Raw genomic sequence first — 17469 nt, 5'->3', positions numbered from 1 at the left:
CCTACTCGAATCACTGCTTGAACAACCGGCTCAAGTCGGATTTCGACGATCGCGTCGTACCTCAGCGAACATCCTGCAATTTGAATCGGCAACTACTGTCAGGGGCGGGGAGGATGTCAGTGAAGGGGCGGTGGGAGACTAGCATCCGTGCGAGCATCGCGAGCGCGGTTCACCGGACGCTCGGCTCCGCCTCGCGTCCGGGTTGTTTTTCCCCACGTTTTTGCGAGGAGTGGTTCCCGCAGCGAGCGGAGCGAGCGAGGAAACCCGACGAAGTAAAAAGTGGCGTTAGAGTTCGCCGATCGCGGCGGACTTCAGCTGCCCCGTCAGCTGGACGCCGTGGTGGTCGAGTCGGGAGACGATCCGCTTTGCTTGTCCGGCAGAGAGATACTTGTCCTCGACGGCGGCGCGAACGACGACGCCGAACGTGCCCGTGACGGACGCGCCGAGCCCCTCGGCCAGCGCCCGCAAGCGTCGATCGTCCGAGAGCACCAGCACGGTCCGGTCCTCGTCGATCGACTCGTCGAACAACCCGCCGAGCAGCGCAGCCTCGTACCCGTCGGGATCGAGCCCCAGGGCGCTGGCGGCCTGCTCGCGGACCTCGGGTCGAACGGAGGTGATAACCGTCGATTCCTCGAGGAACTGTGCGAGGTTGGTCGCGGCGGGCTCGGTCGTGATCTGCGCGCGGACCGCAGCCGGCACGACGATCGCGCCGTCGAAGTACGTCAGCAGGTCGAGCTCGCCGATCTGGCCGAGGTCGTACAGCACCGTCGGCCCGACGTGGACGAACGTCATAGATCGATCGCAGTCGCGGCGTCCTCTGTCAGCTGTTCGGGCGTGTACTGGGCGGTGAGATTCTTCTCGTGGGCGATCTCCAGCCAGTCGGCGACGGTACAGTCGGCGATGTCGGCGGCCTCGCCGATCGAGACATCGCCGGTCTGGTAGCGCTCGACGGCGACTCGGATCCGGAGCGTTTCCAGCCCCTCCTGCAGGGCTTTCTCGATCGTCGTCTCTTCGTCGTCCCCGAGCAGGTCGGCGACAGCCTCGAGATCGGCGGCGGTCTCATCGGCCACCTCGGCACTGAGTGTCGGCATATACACGCCTGTATAGCTGAAACCGTCTTGAAGGTAGGGGCTGCCCGACCACTCGATCGAGCGGCCGTCTCGCAACCGCCCCGCTTTTGTCCGTCCGTGCGGACGTTCGAACGATGACCGACGAGGCGACAGTGTTCGTCCCGGGGCACGTGACCGGCTTTTTCACGGTCCATCGAGACGACGACCCGACGGCGAGCGGTTCACAGGGGGCAGGGGTGACGCTTGCCGACGGCGTCAGCGTGACCGTCGAGCGAGCGGACGACCGGCGCGTCGAACTGAACGGCCAGCCGGCGAGCGTCGACGCCGTCGAAACCGTCCTCGATACGCTGGACGTCGAGGCGGCCGTCGTCGCCGAAACGGACCTCCCGATCGGATCGGGGTTCGGGATTTCCGGGGCGATGGCTCTGGGCACGGCACTGGCGACCAACTGCGTTTACGAGCGCGCACTCTCCAGAAACGAACTCGTCACGATCGCCCACGGTGCGGACGTTCAGGCCGGGACCGGACTTGGCGACGTCGTCGCGCAGGCGGCCGGCGGCATGCCGATCCGGCTCGAACCGGGCGGGCCACACCACAACGAGATCGACGCCGTTCCCTATCGCCCCCGCGTCGAGTACGTCACGTTCGGCGAACTCGACACCGGCGACGTGATCGGCGGCGACACCGAACTGCTCAGCAAGGCCGGCAAAGAGGCGCTCTCGCGGCTCGTCTCCGAACCGACACCCAGCCAGTTCGCCTACGCCTCCCGGCGGTTCGCCCGCGAGTCGGGCTTGCTGACTGACCGCCTCCGGGAGGTCATCCAGGACGTGAGCGAGGCCGGCGGCGAGGCCTCGATGGCGATGCTCGGCGAGACGGTCTTCGCGCTCGGGTCTGGACTCTCCGACGCCGGATACGACCCCGACGCCTGCCGGGTCGACGCTGCCGGCGCGCGGCTCATCTGAGAGTGTCGCGATCTACCGATGTGACCGCACTCCCCCGCCTGATCCAGAAGGGGCGGACGGCAACTACTACTCCGGCGCCCACTCCAGATACTCGCCGTATTCGTCCAGGAGGCCGGCAGCGACGCCGTTCGTCCACCCGAACCCGTCCTGGAGCGGATATTCGCCGACGTCCGCTGCCTGCGTCGTATTCACGACGTCGTACTTCTCGATCATCACCCCGGTGTCTTCGAACACCGTTCGGTTGAGCGAGAGCCACCGTGTGGCGATCGTGCGCGCCAGGTCACGGTATCCGTACCGTTCGAGACCGCGGACAGCCATCCAGTGTAGCGGTGCCCAGCCCAGGGGTTTGTCCCACTGTTGCCCCGAGACGGTCAGCGTCGCGGGCAAGCCGCCGTCACAGAGGAACCGTTCCCGGATCGTCTCGGCGACGCCAGTCGCCTGGGCTTCGGTGGCGAGTCCGGCGTACACCGGTACCACGCCAGCTAGCGACCAGACGTCCGTCCGTTCCCTATCGGTCCAGGAATAATCGAAGAAATACTCCCGCTGTGGGTCCCAGCAATACTCGACGATGGCCGCGCGTCTGGCCGCCGATCGCGTCCCGTACTCGCTCGATTTCTCCGCGTTGCCGGCGTAGTCGAACCACTCGGACAGCAGCGACTCCAGCCCGTAGAGAAACGCGTTGAGATCGACGGGCAGGAGCTCGGTCGTCCGAACCGTCTCCAGCCGGTCCGGATCGCGCAACCACCGACTGCTGAAGTCCCACCCTGACTCACAGGCCGCACGGAGGTTTCGATAGACCGCGTTCTCGTCGTCCGTCGGTGCCTTCTCGGCGAGGGTTACGTCTTCGTGATACGCTTCCGGCCGAGGGATCGCATGCTCGTCCCAGTACCGGTTGAGTACCTGCCCGTCACCGACCTGCACGACGCGTCGGGACGACGGAGTGTCCGACGAGAGGTCGTCCTCGCCGCGCATCCAGAAATCGTGCTCGGTATCGAGAGCGGGAATGTACGCGAGTACCGATTCGATGCCCGATTCGCGCGCGATGAGTTGAACGAGCAGAGAGAAGACCGGTGGCTGCGACCGGCCCAGGAAGTAGAGACGGTTTCCGTTGGGAACGTATCCGTATCGATCGACCAGTTCGGTGAAGTTGTTCGCCATATTCACGACGGTGTCGAACCGACCGGTCCTGGCGAGTCCGATGGAGGTGAAATAGGTATCCCAGTAGTAGATCTCCCGGAACCGTCCGCCCGGTTGTACGTACGGATAGGGGAGCGAGAGCAGCGTCGACCGCGGATGGATCGAATCGCTCGGGTCGATCGTCAGGTGATCCCACAGCGCCTGGAGGTGCTCGGCCATGGTTCGATCCGCCGGGAGATCGACGTCCGATCCAGGTTCGTCGGGCAACTCGAAGTGCTCCGTGACGAACTCCCGATGATCGAAATCCGGCTCGTCCCGGACATTCCGAAACCGGTCCAGAATCGTCTCCGGATCGGCTCGTGGGATGCAATCCACGAACGTCTTCGAATCAGCAAACACCCGGTTCAACTGCACCGCCTCGAAGAGCTCCCCCTGTACCTGGATGTACTCCCCGAGTTCCGCGGTGGTTTTCATATGCTAGATCGTTCGCACCGTTGTCACTTAGTAGGTCCGGCACTGCCGGTTCGATCCCTGTCGCCGCAGTCGGGCGATTCCCAACTGTCTGAGGGTCAGAGTCTCTCCGTTCCCGGTCACTGCTGCTGTTGCTGCGGCACGAGAACACGGCGGGACGTTTGCAACTGCGGAGAAACACGTCCGGAAAGCGGACGTCCAGTCGGCACTCGGTGTTGCGGAATACGAGCGGTAACGAAAGCGGTTTTTCGATGCTCCTCCGAGTACGCGTATGGCCGAGGAACTCGACGTCCCCGAGAGCCACCCCCGCTACGAGTCGCTTTTCACGCGCCACCGGATTGAGGAGGGGGTCGAGAAGGGAATCACGAGCAAACAGGGACTGATCGCCGAAGGACGCGGCGAGGCCTTCGACTACCTGCTGGGCGAGCGGACCATCGAGAGCGCCGACGAGGCCGAACGCGTCGCCGCCGCACACCTGCTGTTGGCCGACAATCCCGTGCTCTCGGTCAACGGCAACGTCGCCGCACTCGTCCCCGGGGAGATCGTCGAACTCGCTGCCGCGACCGGTGCCGACATCGAGGTGAACCTCTTCAACCGGACAGACGAGCGGATGGAAGCGATCGACGACCACCTTCGCGAGCACGGCGCACGGAACGTCAAAGGGCTGGCTGGCGACGGGCGAATCCCCGGACTGGACCACGAACGCGCGAAAGTCGACGCCGACGGAATCGGGAGTGCCGACGTCGTACTCGTCCCGCTCGAAGACGGCGACCGGGCCGAGGCGCTCGGCGAGATGGGCAAGACCGAGATCGTGATCGACCTGAACCCGCTGTCGCGATCCGCGCAGGTCGCGGCCGTGCCGATCGTCGACAACGTCCTGCGTGCCGTCCCGAACATCACTGTTCACGCCCGCGAACTGGCCGACGAGTCGGACGCGACGCTCGAAGCGATCGTCGACGGGTTCGACCCCGATGCGGCGCTACAGGCGGCAGAACAGGCGATCCGTAGCGGCAGTCCCCAGTAACAGGACGACAATTGTACGCTCGCTCGGCGAAAAGCAGGGGGCAGCGCTGTCGGTGCGATCGGGGCGCGAAGACCCTAGCCGGACGCTTCGACGCGCTCGGCGACGGTTACCAGATCGTCCATCGTGAGCGCCGTCGGCTCGTCGCTTTCGGACGCGCCCGGCTCGAACGCCAGTTCGTACTCGTGCCAGTCGCCGATCCGCGCCGTCCCGTCGAGGATCTCTTCCTCGCTGAAGCCCGCGTCCGCCTCGGAGACGACCAGCTTGCTCGGCGACGTCGCCGTCTCGCGGCGCGGCTCCAGCTCCAGATCGTAGATGTGCCAGTCGCCGAACCGCGCAGTCACGTCCAGTACCTCTCCCTCCGGGAAACCCGCTACTGATTCGGTCAGTCGATATGCCTCTCGTCCCATGCAGATGAACATATTAACTCGAAACTGAAAAAACTTTTGAGACGCGTACGGCCGGTACCGAAGCACCACCCTGGTGCCAGACCGAACGATCTTTTTGTGGGCTCGCTGAGAGACGCCAGTATGGACACATACGAGCCCTGCGGGCGCTGGCCCGGTGAGCGTCGATGGTAGACATCATTGTGTCGTCGCTACAGCTGGTGCTCGCGCTCGTGCTGGTGGTGTTGAACGGCTTCTTCGTCGCCTCGGAGTTCGCCTTCGTCAGGGTGCGCGCGACGTCGGTCGAGCAACTCGCCGCGGAAGGACGGACCGGCTCGGCGACGCTGCAGGACGTGATGGCGAACCTCGACGACTATCTGGCAGCGACACAGCTCGGCATCACGATCGCCTCACTCGGTCTGGGGTGGGTCGGCGAACCGGCGGTCGCAGCACTCGTCGAACCGCTCATCGGCGAGTTCCTCCCGTCCGGGCTCGTCCATCTCGTCGCGTTCGCGATCGGGTTCAGCATTATCACGTTCCTGCACGTCGTCTTCGGGGAGCTCGCGCCGAAGACGATCGCCATCTCGCAGGCCGAGCGCCTCGCGCTCTTTCTTGCACCCCCGATGAAGATCGCCTACTACCTGTTTTCTCCCGGAATTGTCGTGTTCAACGGCACTGCGAACGCGTTCACGACGCTGCTCGGTGTTCCGCCGGCCTCCGAAAGCGACGAGACGCTCGAAGAACGTGAGATCCGCCGCGTTTTGGCCCGCTCCGGCGAAGCCGGCCACGTCGAACAGGCCGAGGTCGAGATGATCGAGAGCGTCTTCGATCTGGACGATACCATCGTCAGAGAAGTGATGGTCCCGCGTCCGGACGTAGTGAGCGTCGCTGCCGACCAGCGGCTCTCCGACATCCGAGAAATCGTCCTCGAGGTCGGACACACCCGGTATCCCGTCGTCGCGGCCGACGAACCGGATCAGGTGATCGGTTATCTCGACGTGAAAGACGTGCTCGGTGCTGCCCACGCCGGTGACGAAGATGCGACTGCGGCGGAGCTTGCCCGCGAGATCGTCGTCGTCCCGGAAACGACCACGCTACGGGAGTTGCTGTTGCAGTTCCGCGACGAGCAACGGCAGATGGCTGTCGTCGTCGATGAGTGGGGCGCACTCGAGGGGATCGCAACGATCGAAGACGCCGTCGAGGCCGTCGTCGGCGACCTCCGCGACGAGTTCGACGCCGAGAGCCGCGATCCCGCGATCCGTCAGGACGGACGGAACGCCTACGACGCCGACGGTGCCGTCCCGATCTCGACCGTCAACGACGCACTCGGCACCGACTTCGAGGCCGCAGGCTACGAAACGATCGCCGGACTCGTGCTGGACGAACTCGGACGCGCTCCCGAGGTCGGCGACAGCGTCGAGATCGGTGCGTTCACCGTCGAGGTGACGGCCATCGACGGGCCGCGAATCGAATCGGTCCGACTGACTCGCGACGAGACGGACACCGAGGGCCACGAAACGAACTCCGACGAAGACACCGGGAGCCACGAGACAGACACCGACGAACCGTCCGAGTGATCGGTGGCTGTTCGTCGCACGAGTTACTAGAATAATGCCGAAATATTGTTAATGATGGCCATAAATGACCGGATAAGCAACAGCCAGGTTAATATAATGACGTGGGCTAGTTCGAGGCGATGACCGATCGAGAGCATGGAGGGCGGGACGCCACGTCGTTCGAGGTCCCGGAGATGGACTGTCCCTCGTGTGCTGGCAAGATCGAGACCAGCGTCGAGCAGCTCGATGGGATCGACGCCGTCGATCCCCAGGTAGCGAGCGGTCGGGTCACGGTCACGTTCGAGGGGGACGTCACGACGCCCGAAGAGATCGCCCGGCAGGTCGAGACCGCCGGTTACACCGTCGAAAACAGCGACGAGACGACGACCTTCGACGTGCCGGAGATGGACTGTCCCTCGTGTGCTGGCAAGGTCGGGAGTGCACTCGAGGGCGTCGACGGCGTCACTGACTGCGAGACGCGTCCGACTGCCGGCACGGTCGTCGTCACGTACGACCCGGGCGCGGCCGATCCGGCGACGATCGCCGACGCTATCGAGGCTGCCGGATACGAGGTCGTCGGCCACGCGTCCGACGAGGCCGAATCCGATCGGGAGAGCATCTGGACCAGCTCACGGGCCGTCAAAACCTGGATCAGCGGCGTCTTCGTCGCACTCGGGTTGGCTCTCGAGTTCCCGCTCGCTGGCCAGAACGCTACTGTCGGGACGGTCCTCGACAACGCGTTTTCCCTCGCAGACGTCGCTTTCCTGCTCGCGGTCGCGGTCGGCGGACAGGCGATCCTCCGGAACGGTTACTACTCGGCTCGCAACCGGAACCTCGATATCGACTTCCTGATGTCCATCGCCATCCTCGGCGCGCTGCTGGCGAGTCTCGGGTTCGGCGAGCCGCTGTATCTGGAGGCCGCGACGCTGGCGTTCCTGTTCAGCGTCGCCGAACTCCTCGAACGCTACTCGATGGACCGGGCCCGCGATTCGCTGCGCGAACTGATGGACCTCTCGCCGACGGAGGCGATCGTCCGTCGGGACGGCGAGACCCGGACCGTGCCCGTCGAGGCGGTCGAACCAGGGGACGTCGTAATCGTCAAGCCGGGTGAGAAGATCCCGGTCGACGGCGAGGTGATCGAGGGCACCAGCGCGGTCAATCAGGCGCCGATCACCGGCGAGAGCGTCCCCGTCGACAAGACCGTCGGCGAGGGGGTGTTCGCCGGTACGATCAACGAAGAGGGATATCTGGAGATCCGGGCGACAGCGGCCGCCGGCGACGACACTCTCTCGCGAATCATCGAACTCGTCGAGGACGCACAGTCGAACAAGACCGAACGCGAGCAGTTCGTCGAGCGGTTCGCGTCGTACTACACGCCCGTCGTCGTCGCGTTCGCGATCACGGTCACGCTCGCGAGCCCGTTCGTGCTCGGCCGGAGCTGGTCGACGGCGGTCGTCTACGGACTCACGCTGCTCGTGCTGGCCTGTCCGTGTGCGTTCGTCATCTCGACGCCGGTCTCTGTCGTCTCGGGGATCACCAGTGCCGCGAAGAACGGCGTCCTGATCAAGGGCGGGAACCACCTCGAGGCGATGGGCGCGGTCGAGGCAGTCGCGTTCGACAAGACCGGCACGCTCACGAAGGGCGAACTCACTGTCACCGACGTCATCCCGCTCAACGGTAACACCGAGGAAGACGTCCTGCGGTGCGCTCGCGGGCTCGAATCTCGAAGCGAACATCCGATCGGCGAGGCGATCGTCGAGGAGGCCAGCGGTGCCGGCATCGAGGGCCGCACCGTCGAGGATTTCGAGACGTTGACCGGTAGGGGCGTGCGTGCAGAACTCGACGGGACGCCACACTACGCGGGCAAGCCCGGCCTGTTCGAGGACCTCGGCTTCGACCTGTCGCACGTCCACGCGACGACCGATGGCGGGGTGGTCACGCGCACGGCCCAGCAGCTCTGCGATCGGCACAACTGTCTGGATCTGCTCGAGGAGACCGTTCCGGCCCTGCAGTCGGAGGGCAAGACGGTCGTGCTGGTCGGCACCACGGACGAGATCGAGGGCGTGGTCGCGGTCGCCGACGAGATCCGGCCCGACGCCGCCCGGACCGTCGAGCGCCTGCGGGAACTGGGCGTCGAGCGGACGGTCATGTTGACAGGCGACAACGAGCGCACCGCCCGGGCGATCGCACGGGAGGTCGGCGTCGACGACTTCGAGGCCGAGCTACTGCCCGAGCAGAAGGTCGAGGCGATCGAAGATCTCGTCGCGGAGTTCGACAGCGGCGTCGCGATGGTCGGCGACGGCATCAACGACGCCCCGGCGCTGGCGACCGCGACAGTCGGCGTCGCGATGGGTGCTGCCGGCACGGACACGGCCCTGGAGACGGCGGATATCGCGCTGTTGAGCGACGACCTCTCGAAACTGCCGTACCTGTACGACCTCGCGAACGACGCCAACGGCGTCATCAGGCAGAACATCTGGTCGAGTCTGGCGGTCAAGGCCGGTCTCGCGCTTGCGGTCCCGTTCGGGTACGTCCCGATCTGGTTGGCTGTCCTGGCCGGCGACGCCGGCATGACGACCGCCGTCACCGGCAACGCCATGCGACTCTCGCGGGTCTCTCCCGAGGAGTGATCGGATCGCGGAGCCCGTCGAACCACGGAGCTGTCGATCTCTCGGATCGCGTCGCCGTCCCTCGTACAGTCGCGAAAGGAAACCTATTTTACTGCCCTGCCGTTACCCTGCAGTGCAAGGGCCGGTAGCTCAGTCCGGCAGAGCGTCTGACTCTTAATCAGACGGTCGCGTGTTCAAATCGCGCCCGGCCCGTACTTTTACCGCGAGCAAACTCGCGAGCGGTTGCTGTACGTTGCCGAAGCGATTTGAATGAGAGAAGTCGCGCGCAGCGAAGCGAGCACGTCTGGACGTGGTTCAAATCGCGCCCGGTCCGCACTTTTACCGCGAGCAAACTCGCGAGCGGCTGCTTTCACTTCTTGGTATCCTGTGTTCCGTCATCGTCGGTCTCTTGCGTTCCGTCATCGGCGTCTGACTCCATCCCCTGCCCGTTCGTCTCCGACGCTCCGGGACCCACATCCGAGCTGTCATGTTCGTCGTCGGCACTATCGCCGAGTCGCCCGAGCAAGCCCGACTGATCGACATGCCCGTCCCCGATAGGGCCATCTGTTTCCTCGAGGGGGTCGCCACCGTCCCGCGGTAGCTGTGGTGGTTCGTACCTGTAGACGACATCGTTCTCGAAGACCAGGTACCGCTCGTCGGGCGTTTCGAGCACCCGCCGGTCGGTGTCGATGGCCAGGTCGACGAGTCCGGCCAGCGACGCCGTTTCGATCCGGGCGTCGGCGTCGGCGAGTCGGTCAGCCGGTCGTTTGACTTCCGTGATCCACTCGTCGAACTCGCGGCGGTCCGAACGGTAGGCGAGGTACTCCCGTTCCCGCTCGCCGACGTCGAACCAGTCCTGTCGGCGACCGACTGCGAGCCCGACCAGGCCACCGAGACCGAGAACGGCCACCAGTGGGCCCCCGTACGAACGGACCGGGCCGACTGTTATCGGCACCGTCCGTTCCTCGCGGATCGTCCGCTCGCCCTCGTTCACGACGGGGCCGGTGTCGTTGACGCGGTAGAGACCGTCCTCGATAGTAAACGGGAGCCGATAGGAGCGAGTCGTCTCGACGGGTTCGCCGTTCCGGGTCCCGTCGAGCCGCAACCGCGCCTCGAAGACCGTCTCCGCGGTGCCGGCGGTCGTGCCGAGCTCCGACCGGATCTCCTGGAGCTCGGTTTCGACCGCGGTGACGTTCTGCTCGAACGACAGCCGGAGCGGATCGCCGGGCGCGAGCGTCCGGTTCGTCCGGTCGAGCGTCTCCGAGACCCGCCACTGTTCGGTTCCGTCCTCGGTGACCGAGCGCATGACCAGTGTCATCGACGCGTTCGCCGTGATCGATCCGTTCGAGGCCGCGTAGTCGTAGACGAACGCCCCTTCGAGCGTCGGAGCGATCCGCTGGAAGTACTGGGTGCGGTTCGCGAGCGTCTCACCCGCGTCGAAGACCCTGGTGTCCTCGACGACCGTCGCCTCGTGGCTGAACTGTCCGGTCGAGTTCCAGGTCGTTACCCTCTCGGTCGTCGTCTCGGCTCGCTCGTCCGGTCCGGCGTGTGCGCCGTACGCGACTCCCCCACCGACGACGACCAGCAACGCGAGCACCAGCGCGACGACGCCGAAGTACCGTTCGATGACGGCTCGGACGCGGAGTCCCCGTGGTCCCATCACCTTGGGCATTCAACGGTCGGATAATAATACTGTCGCCGGTCGACCTCGCAGTCGGCCCGCTGACGTCGCTACCGCAACCTGGCGAGCACGCGATCGATCGTCGACGACCCCTTTCTGTCTCGCCGTCGGACCCGTCCTGTGCCGACGAGTACGATCCCGACCACGTAGAAGGGGACGCCGATGAGGGCGTCGATGACGACGATCGGCAGCCAGGGATGTACCTCGTAGAGCGATCGGACGTGCGATTCCGGGAGCAAGGCGAGATATCGGTGCTCGGTGAGGAACAGTCGATAGGCACCAGTCTCGGGCGGGGCCGTGAGCGTTAGCGTTCCGTTCTGGACGTCGTTTCCCCCCAGTCGGAACGATTCCGGTTGTATGTCGACGTTCTGGCTTCCTTCCTGGAAGAAGACGTATACGGGTACCTGGCCTCCATTGCCGACGGTGTACTGGAGAGTCTGGTTCGTCCCCTGCTGGATCACGTCCGAGCGCTCGGATTCGAACTCGGAGCTCACGATTTCGAACGACTGGGGTCCTGCGGGCCCGACCATCGCCGCTGTCGCGGCCAACACCAGCGACGCTGCCATCACCCCGATGAGCAGATGAGCGCTGAGGCCGCTGTCCCGCTGCCTGCTTCGGTCACGACGGCGATCGTCACTGAGCCAGACGTCAACCGCGTACAGGACGACCGTCAGTCCGAAGATGAGATACGCGAGTCCCTGCGTGCCCAGCAACGAGCGCGTCCCCAGCAGGCCGGCGAGACGGAACTGAAGTGCTTCGACGAACCCCTGGACGCTCTCGGCGACCGTGCCCAGGTGTGGAATCACGACCGGCTCACCTCCGACCTGCCAGGCCACGGCGACGATCTGCTCGCGTCTGACCGGTGGCTCGCCACTGTCCTGATCGGTAAAGGGGTTGGCGTCCCCCCGCGTGACGAATCCACGATCTGTCTCCTCGACAACGCGGTGTGTCGTGAGTCCGCCCCCCTGTATCTCCTCGGCTTCGAAGACGACGACGTCTCCCTCCTCGATCGGCCCTGCGACCGCCGTCGGAACTGCGACGAAGCCGTCGCCAGCGTCGATCGTCGGCTCCATGCTCCCGGTCGTGACGTAACTCAACAGGACTGGCTGGCCGAGCAACTGCCCGACGACAAGCGCGACGAGCGCGAGGGCCATCACCGCTCCGATGGCCTTCGTAGCCGTCCCCCGCCAGTTCATTACTATTCCTTTACGCCGGTCGTGATAAATGTCTGATGGGTGGGGTCATAGTGACTCGGTGGAAACGCTGCTGGGCCAGAGAGGAATGGGACGCAAGAGACCGATCAGCTTTCCGTGCGACCGAGCACGTAATAGAGATACGACGAGATGAACCCCAGTCCGTACCCGACCGCGTGGACGTAGAGGTTGACCACGCGGGTTCCAGAGACCGGGTCGGCCGGAAACGTCGCGAACGGAACTGTGAGAAACAGGATCAACGTCCCGATCGCGAACTCGAACGCGCCGCTCTGTCCGACAGCGTGGCGGAGTTGTTGTCCGATCGGTTCACCGTCAGTGATCGAAAGTGCGTACAGCGCCACCACCAGCGATAGCACCACCAGCAACTCCGCGAGCGTCGCCACGAGTACCCACGTGACAGAGGCGGGGGAGCCGTCGACAGCGACTGTCACAGGGTGATCCAGGACTGCCCGAAGCGTCTGGATCGTCACGAGCAACAGCCCGACGAAGAAAAGCAGGGGGGCGAGGGTTCTGAACTGGCCGATCCGCAGCCGCGAGTCAAGGTACTCCGCGATCGACAGCGGCAGATACCCGTAGAAAGCCATCAGAACGCCCGAGAACCCGTACGTGACGCCCAGGCGGACGATTGTCAGGTTCAGATATGACAGCACGGGAGGACCAGCGAGGAGCAGCGACACAAACACGACCCGAAACTCGCCGCGGCGGCCGCTAACTCTGCTCAGAACGTAGATCGCCCCGACGATCAGCCCGTACGCTGTGAGATTGAACAGCAGATGTGACGCGTCGAGGTGGACGAACGGGGCAGCGAACGCGGTCGGGAGAGCCGGATCCGCATATCTGAACACCAGCGCCTCTCGCGTGCCAGCCGGCAAGGTGTACACGCTGACCAGGACGACAGGGACGACCGCCAGCAACAGGACATCAGCGATGCTCGGTCCCTTTCGGATCCATCGCCGTGGAGACGGCACGGACGAGTTCATCCGGTCTCGTTTGCACGGTCGCCTCCCACTCCCGTATCACTGGCGGTCTCTCGATCGGCCACCGAACCCGCGGTCTCGTCGGCGTTCGGCTGGGTCCGATCACTCCTCCTCGCCACGACGTCGCCGGTATACGGCAATGAAAAACAGCAACAGCGCCAGGGGCAACAGTCCCCCGAGCAGCGTCGTCACTTCGAAACCACCGATCTCCGCCACGTTTCCGCCGCCATCACCGTCGCCGGCATCCGCTGTGTCGACCTCGACGGTGTCGTTCTGATCGAGGGCACCGTCGTTACCGGCGGCATCTGTGGCCGCGTGTAGCGTCGCCGTATAGGTGCCGTCGCTGCTGCCGTCGTACGTGGCGGCGTAGGTGCCGTTGGCAGGGTCGTACACGAAGTCGTCTTCGGTGAGCGTGTCGTTCTCCGGGCCGCGGAGCGTGACGTTGACGACCGCCAGCGGCTCGGTGCTGTTGAAGCTAACTGAGACGTCCTGTCCCTCCGGATTCGTCGCGGCAAACGAATCGATCGTCGGCGCGGTCGTGTCGACAGTGACTGTGTCCAGCTGACCAGTTGCCCCGTCGTTGCCGGCCCCGTCTTTCGCGCTCGTCAGGGTTGCGCTGTACGTGCCGTCGCGGCTCCCGACGTACGCCGTAGCGTAGGTGCCGTTCGCCGGGTCGTACACGAAGTCGTCTTCGGTGAGCGTGGCGTTCTCCGGACCGCGAAGCGTGACAGTGATGCTCGACAGTTCCTCGTCGCTGTCGAAGCTCACCGAGACGTTCTGGCCCTCCGGGTTCGTCGCGGTGAACGAGTCGTCCGGAATCGTCGGTGCAGTCGTGTCGACAGTGAACGCCACCGTTTCCGACCCGACGTTGCCCGCGTTGTCTTCGGCGTAGGCGGTCACGCTGTGCCGGCCCTCTGAGAGATCAGTCAGCGTCGTGTTCGGACTGAACGACTGACTGGCGGCGCCGTCAACGCTGTAACTCCAGTTACTGATCGGCTCGTCGGCGCTGACGGCGAGCGACACGTCGCTATTGTTGTAGTCTTCCCCGGCAGTCGGCTCGGAAATTGTCACCGTCGGCCCGGCCGTATCGACAGTCACCTGGTCGGACTGTCCGGTTGCACCGTCGTTACCGGCGGCGTCCGCAGCCACGTGCAACGTCGCGGTATAGATCCCGTCGCTGCTGCTGTCGTACGTGGCGGCATAGGTGTCGTTCGCCGAGTCGTACGTGAAGTCGCCTTCGGTGAGCGTGGCATTCTCCGGGCCGCGAAGCGTGACGTTGATGCTCGACAGTTCCTCATCGCTGTCGAAGCTAACCGAGACGTTCTGGCCCTCCGGGTTCGCTGCGTCGAAAGCAGAGACGGACGGCGGGATCGTATCGCCGCCGGTCCCGTCATTACCGTCGCTTTCCCCGGCAGTTCCATTGTCTCCGCTCTCCCCGTCAGTGCCGTCATTCTCACCGACTCCATGAGTCCCGTCACTGCCGTCTCCTTCCCCGTCAGTGCCGTCACCGTCTGTTGGCGTTGGGGTGGAAGTCGGCGTGCCCTGTTCGGCGTGGACGGTGAACTGCGAGACGTCCTCAACGTCGTGGTCGCCGCGGGTGTCGACGAGTAAGCCGATGTGTATCGTCTCGCCCGGCCCGAGTTCGAGTTCATTGTCGGGGCCTTCGAGGCCGTTTTCGGGATCGTCGTCTCGGTAGAAGCGGACGTCATCGGCGTCGTCTTCGATCCAGACGCGTGCGGTTTCGGTACCGTTGTTCGTGATCGTGAAGACGCGATGGATCGGCGTGCGGCTGTCCCCGGGGATCCCGTTGCCGTCGAGGTCGGGGTTGTCATCGCTCAGGAGGAGTTCGATCTCCCCGTTCTGGTTAATGACGGCATACTTTCCGTTCGGGCCGTCGGCCGGCGACATTTCGATGTCGACGTCGTCGATACTGTCGGTGCCGTCCGAGAACGGGACTGCCCCGGTCGAGACGAGCAGGGCTGTCGAGGCGACGAGCACGGCGACGAGGAGCGACGTTCGGGTCACGGATAGACTGCCGACGGTGCTGTCGGTGCGAGTGACTTACCGGTCGAACGTCCCTTGTATTGATCCGCGAGAAGGGGTTCAAGCATCGTCTGAAGAAGGTCGTTCGGCTGCTGGCTACGGATCGGCGACGCCATTTTCGTGTTTCCTGTTATCATGCCCGGTACTGTGAGTAGAGACTGCCTGAGGACGCACACACACGACATTACAAAAGGGATAGAGGTCTAAGCTCTTACTGGGATGCCCATCGAAAAACGGACCGACAGTGCAGACCTCTCTTCGCTCCAGCGCCATCTGTCCGAGGCGCTGGAGAACGCAGAGAGCGAGACCACGAAGTATCATCTCCGGGAGGCGTATCAGAAGGTCGTGTTCATGGAGATCGATGAGTGAGGCCGGCGCTAGTGAGTTCTGCTTCTTCAAGGGATGACTCGTCAGCGGTATCGAGCAGCCCTTGCACAATAGAGTAGGGCACTGCAGGTCTCGTTAGTCGCCTGACTCGCGTCTGTCTACCACTGGGACGGCAGTATCAGTTCGTGGCATTATAGAGGTCGCTCACTTCCGAAGCCGAGAGCGCGCGGTCGTAGACCCGGACATCGTCAACGAGACCATGCCATGAATTTCCGCCACCATCTTTCGACCCAATAACAAAGTCTGAGGAAGTGCTGTTGAACGGTCCTGTCGTCGAATCAACCTCCGAATTGTCCACGTAGAACTTCCCGGTTGTCCCATCATACGTGAGCACGCAGTGATACCACGTATTTGTTGATGGCTGCGGGCCAAACAGCGTGTCCTTGTTCCCGTCGGGTTCCCGGTTGAATTGAGCGTACAATTGTCCGTTCTGGTGGGCCCCAATGAGATAATCACGATTCTGCGCCTTCTGCCATTCCGAAACTGCGAGGGGATAATCAGTGTGATCGAATCCGTAGCCGTTCACCCACGTGGCCACGGTGAACGAGGTGGAGACGAGCTGGTTCTGACCTACCGGAATGTACTTGTCACTGGTGTCGAACAGCGCAGCATTCCCAACTTGGCCGTCGGCGGTCGATATACTGCTCCCGACATCTTGTGGCGTCCCGTCGTTCCCCCCGACAATGTCCTCGGCCGTTCCGTCTTCAATGCTGTCCAGAGGCCAATAATCGATCAGGCCGTCAGTCGGTCCGAGAATCTGCGGCACCGGGTCGGAGACGCTGGATACACAGCCACCGCCGGCATCGGCATGGATGGTCAAGTTTGCGTTCTCGAAGAGGTCTCTGCCGGAACTGAACCCGAAGGCTCGGACCTCAAGGCCGAAGCACTGACACTCGCCTACATCGAGCGCGACCGCGCCAGGTCGGCCGGTGTCGAGCTGGTCGACGGTGACCGGAGTGTTTCTGTCGCCGCCGCGGTAGAAGACGATTGCCGGGTCGCCCGCACCGAAGTCGTATTGGGTAGGTACCTCCGCCTCTGAAGGAATGTCTGGAACGTCGACCGCGAAATCCGCACAGACGGGTTGCGTTCCTTGATTGCAGATCTCGAAGACGTTGTGGAACACCGAACGTGCTTCGGGGTTGACCCCGCTGCCGGCAACGCCACTGTCACCATCCGCGAGATCGATTGCCATCGCACCGTTTGCGGCGTTCGCGACGTATTTGCCGTTCGGAGATCCATCACAGGGAGCGATTCGAAGGAAGGCATCAGCGTCGCCAGCGACAGCAACAGTCACCGACCGGTCTGCACTGACGCTGGTGAACGCACCCGATCCCACTGTGAAGGCCCCACCAGCACTGAGCGTCCCGAGTGTGGCCAGTACGTTGCGTCGTTTCATACGTTACCCCACCTACGGGGAAACCCACCAGCGGAATCGAACCGCCGTGAACACCAGTGAGTGGGTTATTGGTCTGATGCGACAGCGTTGATTATCAGAGCGACCTGGTAAGCGTCATCTTTCACATCGACTCCATACGTGTCGACCTGGATTCCGAGTGCAATTGCTTTGCCGACATCAAGTGACCTGTATGGGTCACTTTCGGTAAGGATATCGCCAGTTTCGATGTCGAATATATCAACATCTGGAAGATTATTCGTGTTTTCCTGAGTACTGTAGACATCAACTGGCTGTGTCCCTTGATTTTGAATGATGAATAGTCCCTCACTCCCGTTAACGTCACTTGAGAACCGGTAGACTGAGTCGGTTCCGAGTCCCTGCGGCTTCTGTGGATTTGGATCATCAAGTTCTCTTTCTGCGAGACTTGGAAACTCGAACTCAATCATATCTGCATCCCGACTCCGTTCGGCAACCCCGTTTGCGTCTAGCTTCAGGAGTGAGTCATTGTCATCGGCTGTTCGGACTGCGACACCACGGTCAGCTCTGACACTCGTGAACG

15 protein-coding genes and 1 tRNA gene are annotated in these 17469 nt (G+C 63.6%); 6 read left to right on the top strand and 10 right to left on the bottom strand.

The features are described 5' to 3' along the window. Positions 1–285 precede the first annotated feature (285 nt). Positions 286–792 carry a hypothetical protein gene (locus OB916_RS13245; RefSeq protein ID WP_315909771.1) on the bottom strand — a complete coding sequence of 169 codons (507 nt, stop codon included), beginning with the start codon at positions 790–792 and terminating at the stop codon, positions 286–288. Next, positions 789–1091 carry a UPF0175 family protein gene (locus OB916_RS13240; RefSeq protein WP_315909770.1) on the bottom strand — a complete coding sequence of 101 codons (303 nt, stop codon included), beginning with the start codon at positions 1089–1091 and terminating at the stop codon, positions 789–791. The genes OB916_RS13245 and OB916_RS13240 overlap by 4 nt, the downstream gene beginning before the upstream one ends. A 113-nt stretch (positions 1092–1204) precedes the next feature. On the opposite strand from OB916_RS13240, the gene OB916_RS13235 reads away from it, so the two are divergent. Then, positions 1205–2032, top strand: coding sequence for a pantoate kinase (locus OB916_RS13235; RefSeq protein WP_315909769.1), 828 nt, complete (start codon positions 1205–1207; stop codon positions 2030–2032). Positions 2033–2098: 66 nt separating this feature from the next. Here OB916_RS13235 and treF read toward each other — a convergent pair whose 3' ends face one another. After that, positions 2099–3643, bottom strand: coding sequence for an alpha,alpha-trehalase TreF (gene treF, locus OB916_RS13230; protein ID WP_315909768.1), 1545 nt, complete (start codon positions 3641–3643; stop codon positions 2099–2101). A gap of 268 nt (positions 3644–3911) precedes the next feature. On the opposite strand from treF, the gene OB916_RS13225 reads away from it, so the two are divergent. Then, complete coding sequence (locus OB916_RS13225) at positions 3912–4664, top strand: 4-phosphopantoate--beta-alanine ligase (protein WP_315909767.1); 753 nt, start codon at positions 3912–3914, stop codon at positions 4662–4664. Positions 4665–4738: 74 nt separating this feature from the next. Here OB916_RS13225 and OB916_RS13220 read toward each other — a convergent pair whose 3' ends face one another. Further along, positions 4739–5071 carry a hypothetical protein gene (locus OB916_RS13220; protein WP_315909766.1) on the bottom strand — a complete coding sequence of 111 codons (333 nt, stop codon included), beginning with the start codon at positions 5069–5071 and terminating at the stop codon, positions 4739–4741. A 164-nt stretch (positions 5072–5235) separates the two neighbouring features. Here OB916_RS13220 and OB916_RS13215 point away from each other — a divergent pair, with 164 nt between their 5' ends. The 3 genes from OB916_RS13215 to OB916_RS13205 all read left to right on the top strand — a co-directional run bounded on the left by OB916_RS13215 (position 5236) and on the right by OB916_RS13205 (position 9425). Next, complete coding sequence (locus OB916_RS13215) at positions 5236–6624, top strand: hemolysin family protein (protein ID WP_315909765.1); 1389 nt, start codon at positions 5236–5238, stop codon at positions 6622–6624. 119 nt (positions 6625–6743) lie between these two features. Further along, positions 6744–9233, top strand: a complete 2490-nt coding sequence (locus OB916_RS13210) for a heavy metal translocating P-type ATPase (protein ID WP_315909764.1) — start codon at positions 6744–6746, stop codon at positions 9231–9233. 118 nt (positions 9234–9351) lie between these two features. Next, positions 9352–9425, top strand: a tRNA-Lys gene (locus OB916_RS13205). Between the two features lie 157 nt (positions 9426–9582). On the opposite strand, the gene OB916_RS13200 is transcribed toward OB916_RS13205, so the two are convergent. The 4 genes from OB916_RS13200 to OB916_RS13185 form a co-directional block, all read right to left on the bottom strand. Continuing rightward, positions 9583–10872: a DUF5305 family protein gene (locus OB916_RS13200; protein ID WP_315909763.1), complete on the bottom strand. Its 1290-nt coding sequence runs from the start codon at positions 10870–10872 to the stop codon at positions 9583–9585. Between the two features lie 71 nt (positions 10873–10943). Beyond that, positions 10944–12089 carry a signal peptidase I gene (locus tag OB916_RS13195; RefSeq protein WP_315909762.1) on the bottom strand — a complete coding sequence of 382 codons (1146 nt, stop codon included), beginning with the start codon at positions 12087–12089 and terminating at the stop codon, positions 10944–10946. Between the two features lie 104 nt (positions 12090–12193). Further along, positions 12194–13087 carry a hypothetical protein gene (locus OB916_RS13190; RefSeq protein WP_315909761.1) on the bottom strand — a complete coding sequence of 298 codons (894 nt, stop codon included), beginning with the start codon at positions 13085–13087 and terminating at the stop codon, positions 12194–12196. Positions 13088–13186: 99 nt separating this feature from the next. Then, entirely contained in the window at positions 13187–15109 is a 1923-nt protein-coding gene (locus OB916_RS13185) for a PKD domain-containing protein (RefSeq protein ID WP_315909760.1), read from the bottom strand. Between the two features lie 237 nt (positions 15110–15346). Between OB916_RS13185 and OB916_RS13180 the strand changes: the two genes are divergently transcribed. Continuing rightward, positions 15347–15496 carry a hypothetical protein gene (locus tag OB916_RS13180; protein WP_315909759.1) on the top strand — a complete coding sequence of 50 codons (150 nt, stop codon included), beginning with the start codon at positions 15347–15349 and terminating at the stop codon, positions 15494–15496. A 136-nt stretch (positions 15497–15632) separates the two neighbouring features. Here the strand turns inward: OB916_RS13180 and OB916_RS13175 are convergent, their stop codons facing one another. After that, complete coding sequence (locus tag OB916_RS13175; protein WP_315909758.1) at positions 15633–16808, bottom strand: LamG domain-containing protein; 1176 nt, start codon at positions 16806–16808, stop codon at positions 15633–15635. 167 nt (positions 16809–16975) lie between these two features. Beyond that, entirely contained in the window at positions 16976–17356 is a 381-nt protein-coding gene (locus tag OB916_RS13170) for a hypothetical protein (protein ID WP_315909757.1), read from the bottom strand. Positions 17357–17469: the final 113 nt, after the last annotated feature.

The organism is Halapricum hydrolyticum, assembly GCF_025517535.1.
GTDB lineage: Archaea > Halobacteriota > Halobacteria > Halobacteriales > Haloarculaceae > Halapricum > Halapricum hydrolyticum.
Note: the sequence above shows the minus strand (reverse complement) of the source record. Positions and strands in the feature narration are given on the sequence as shown.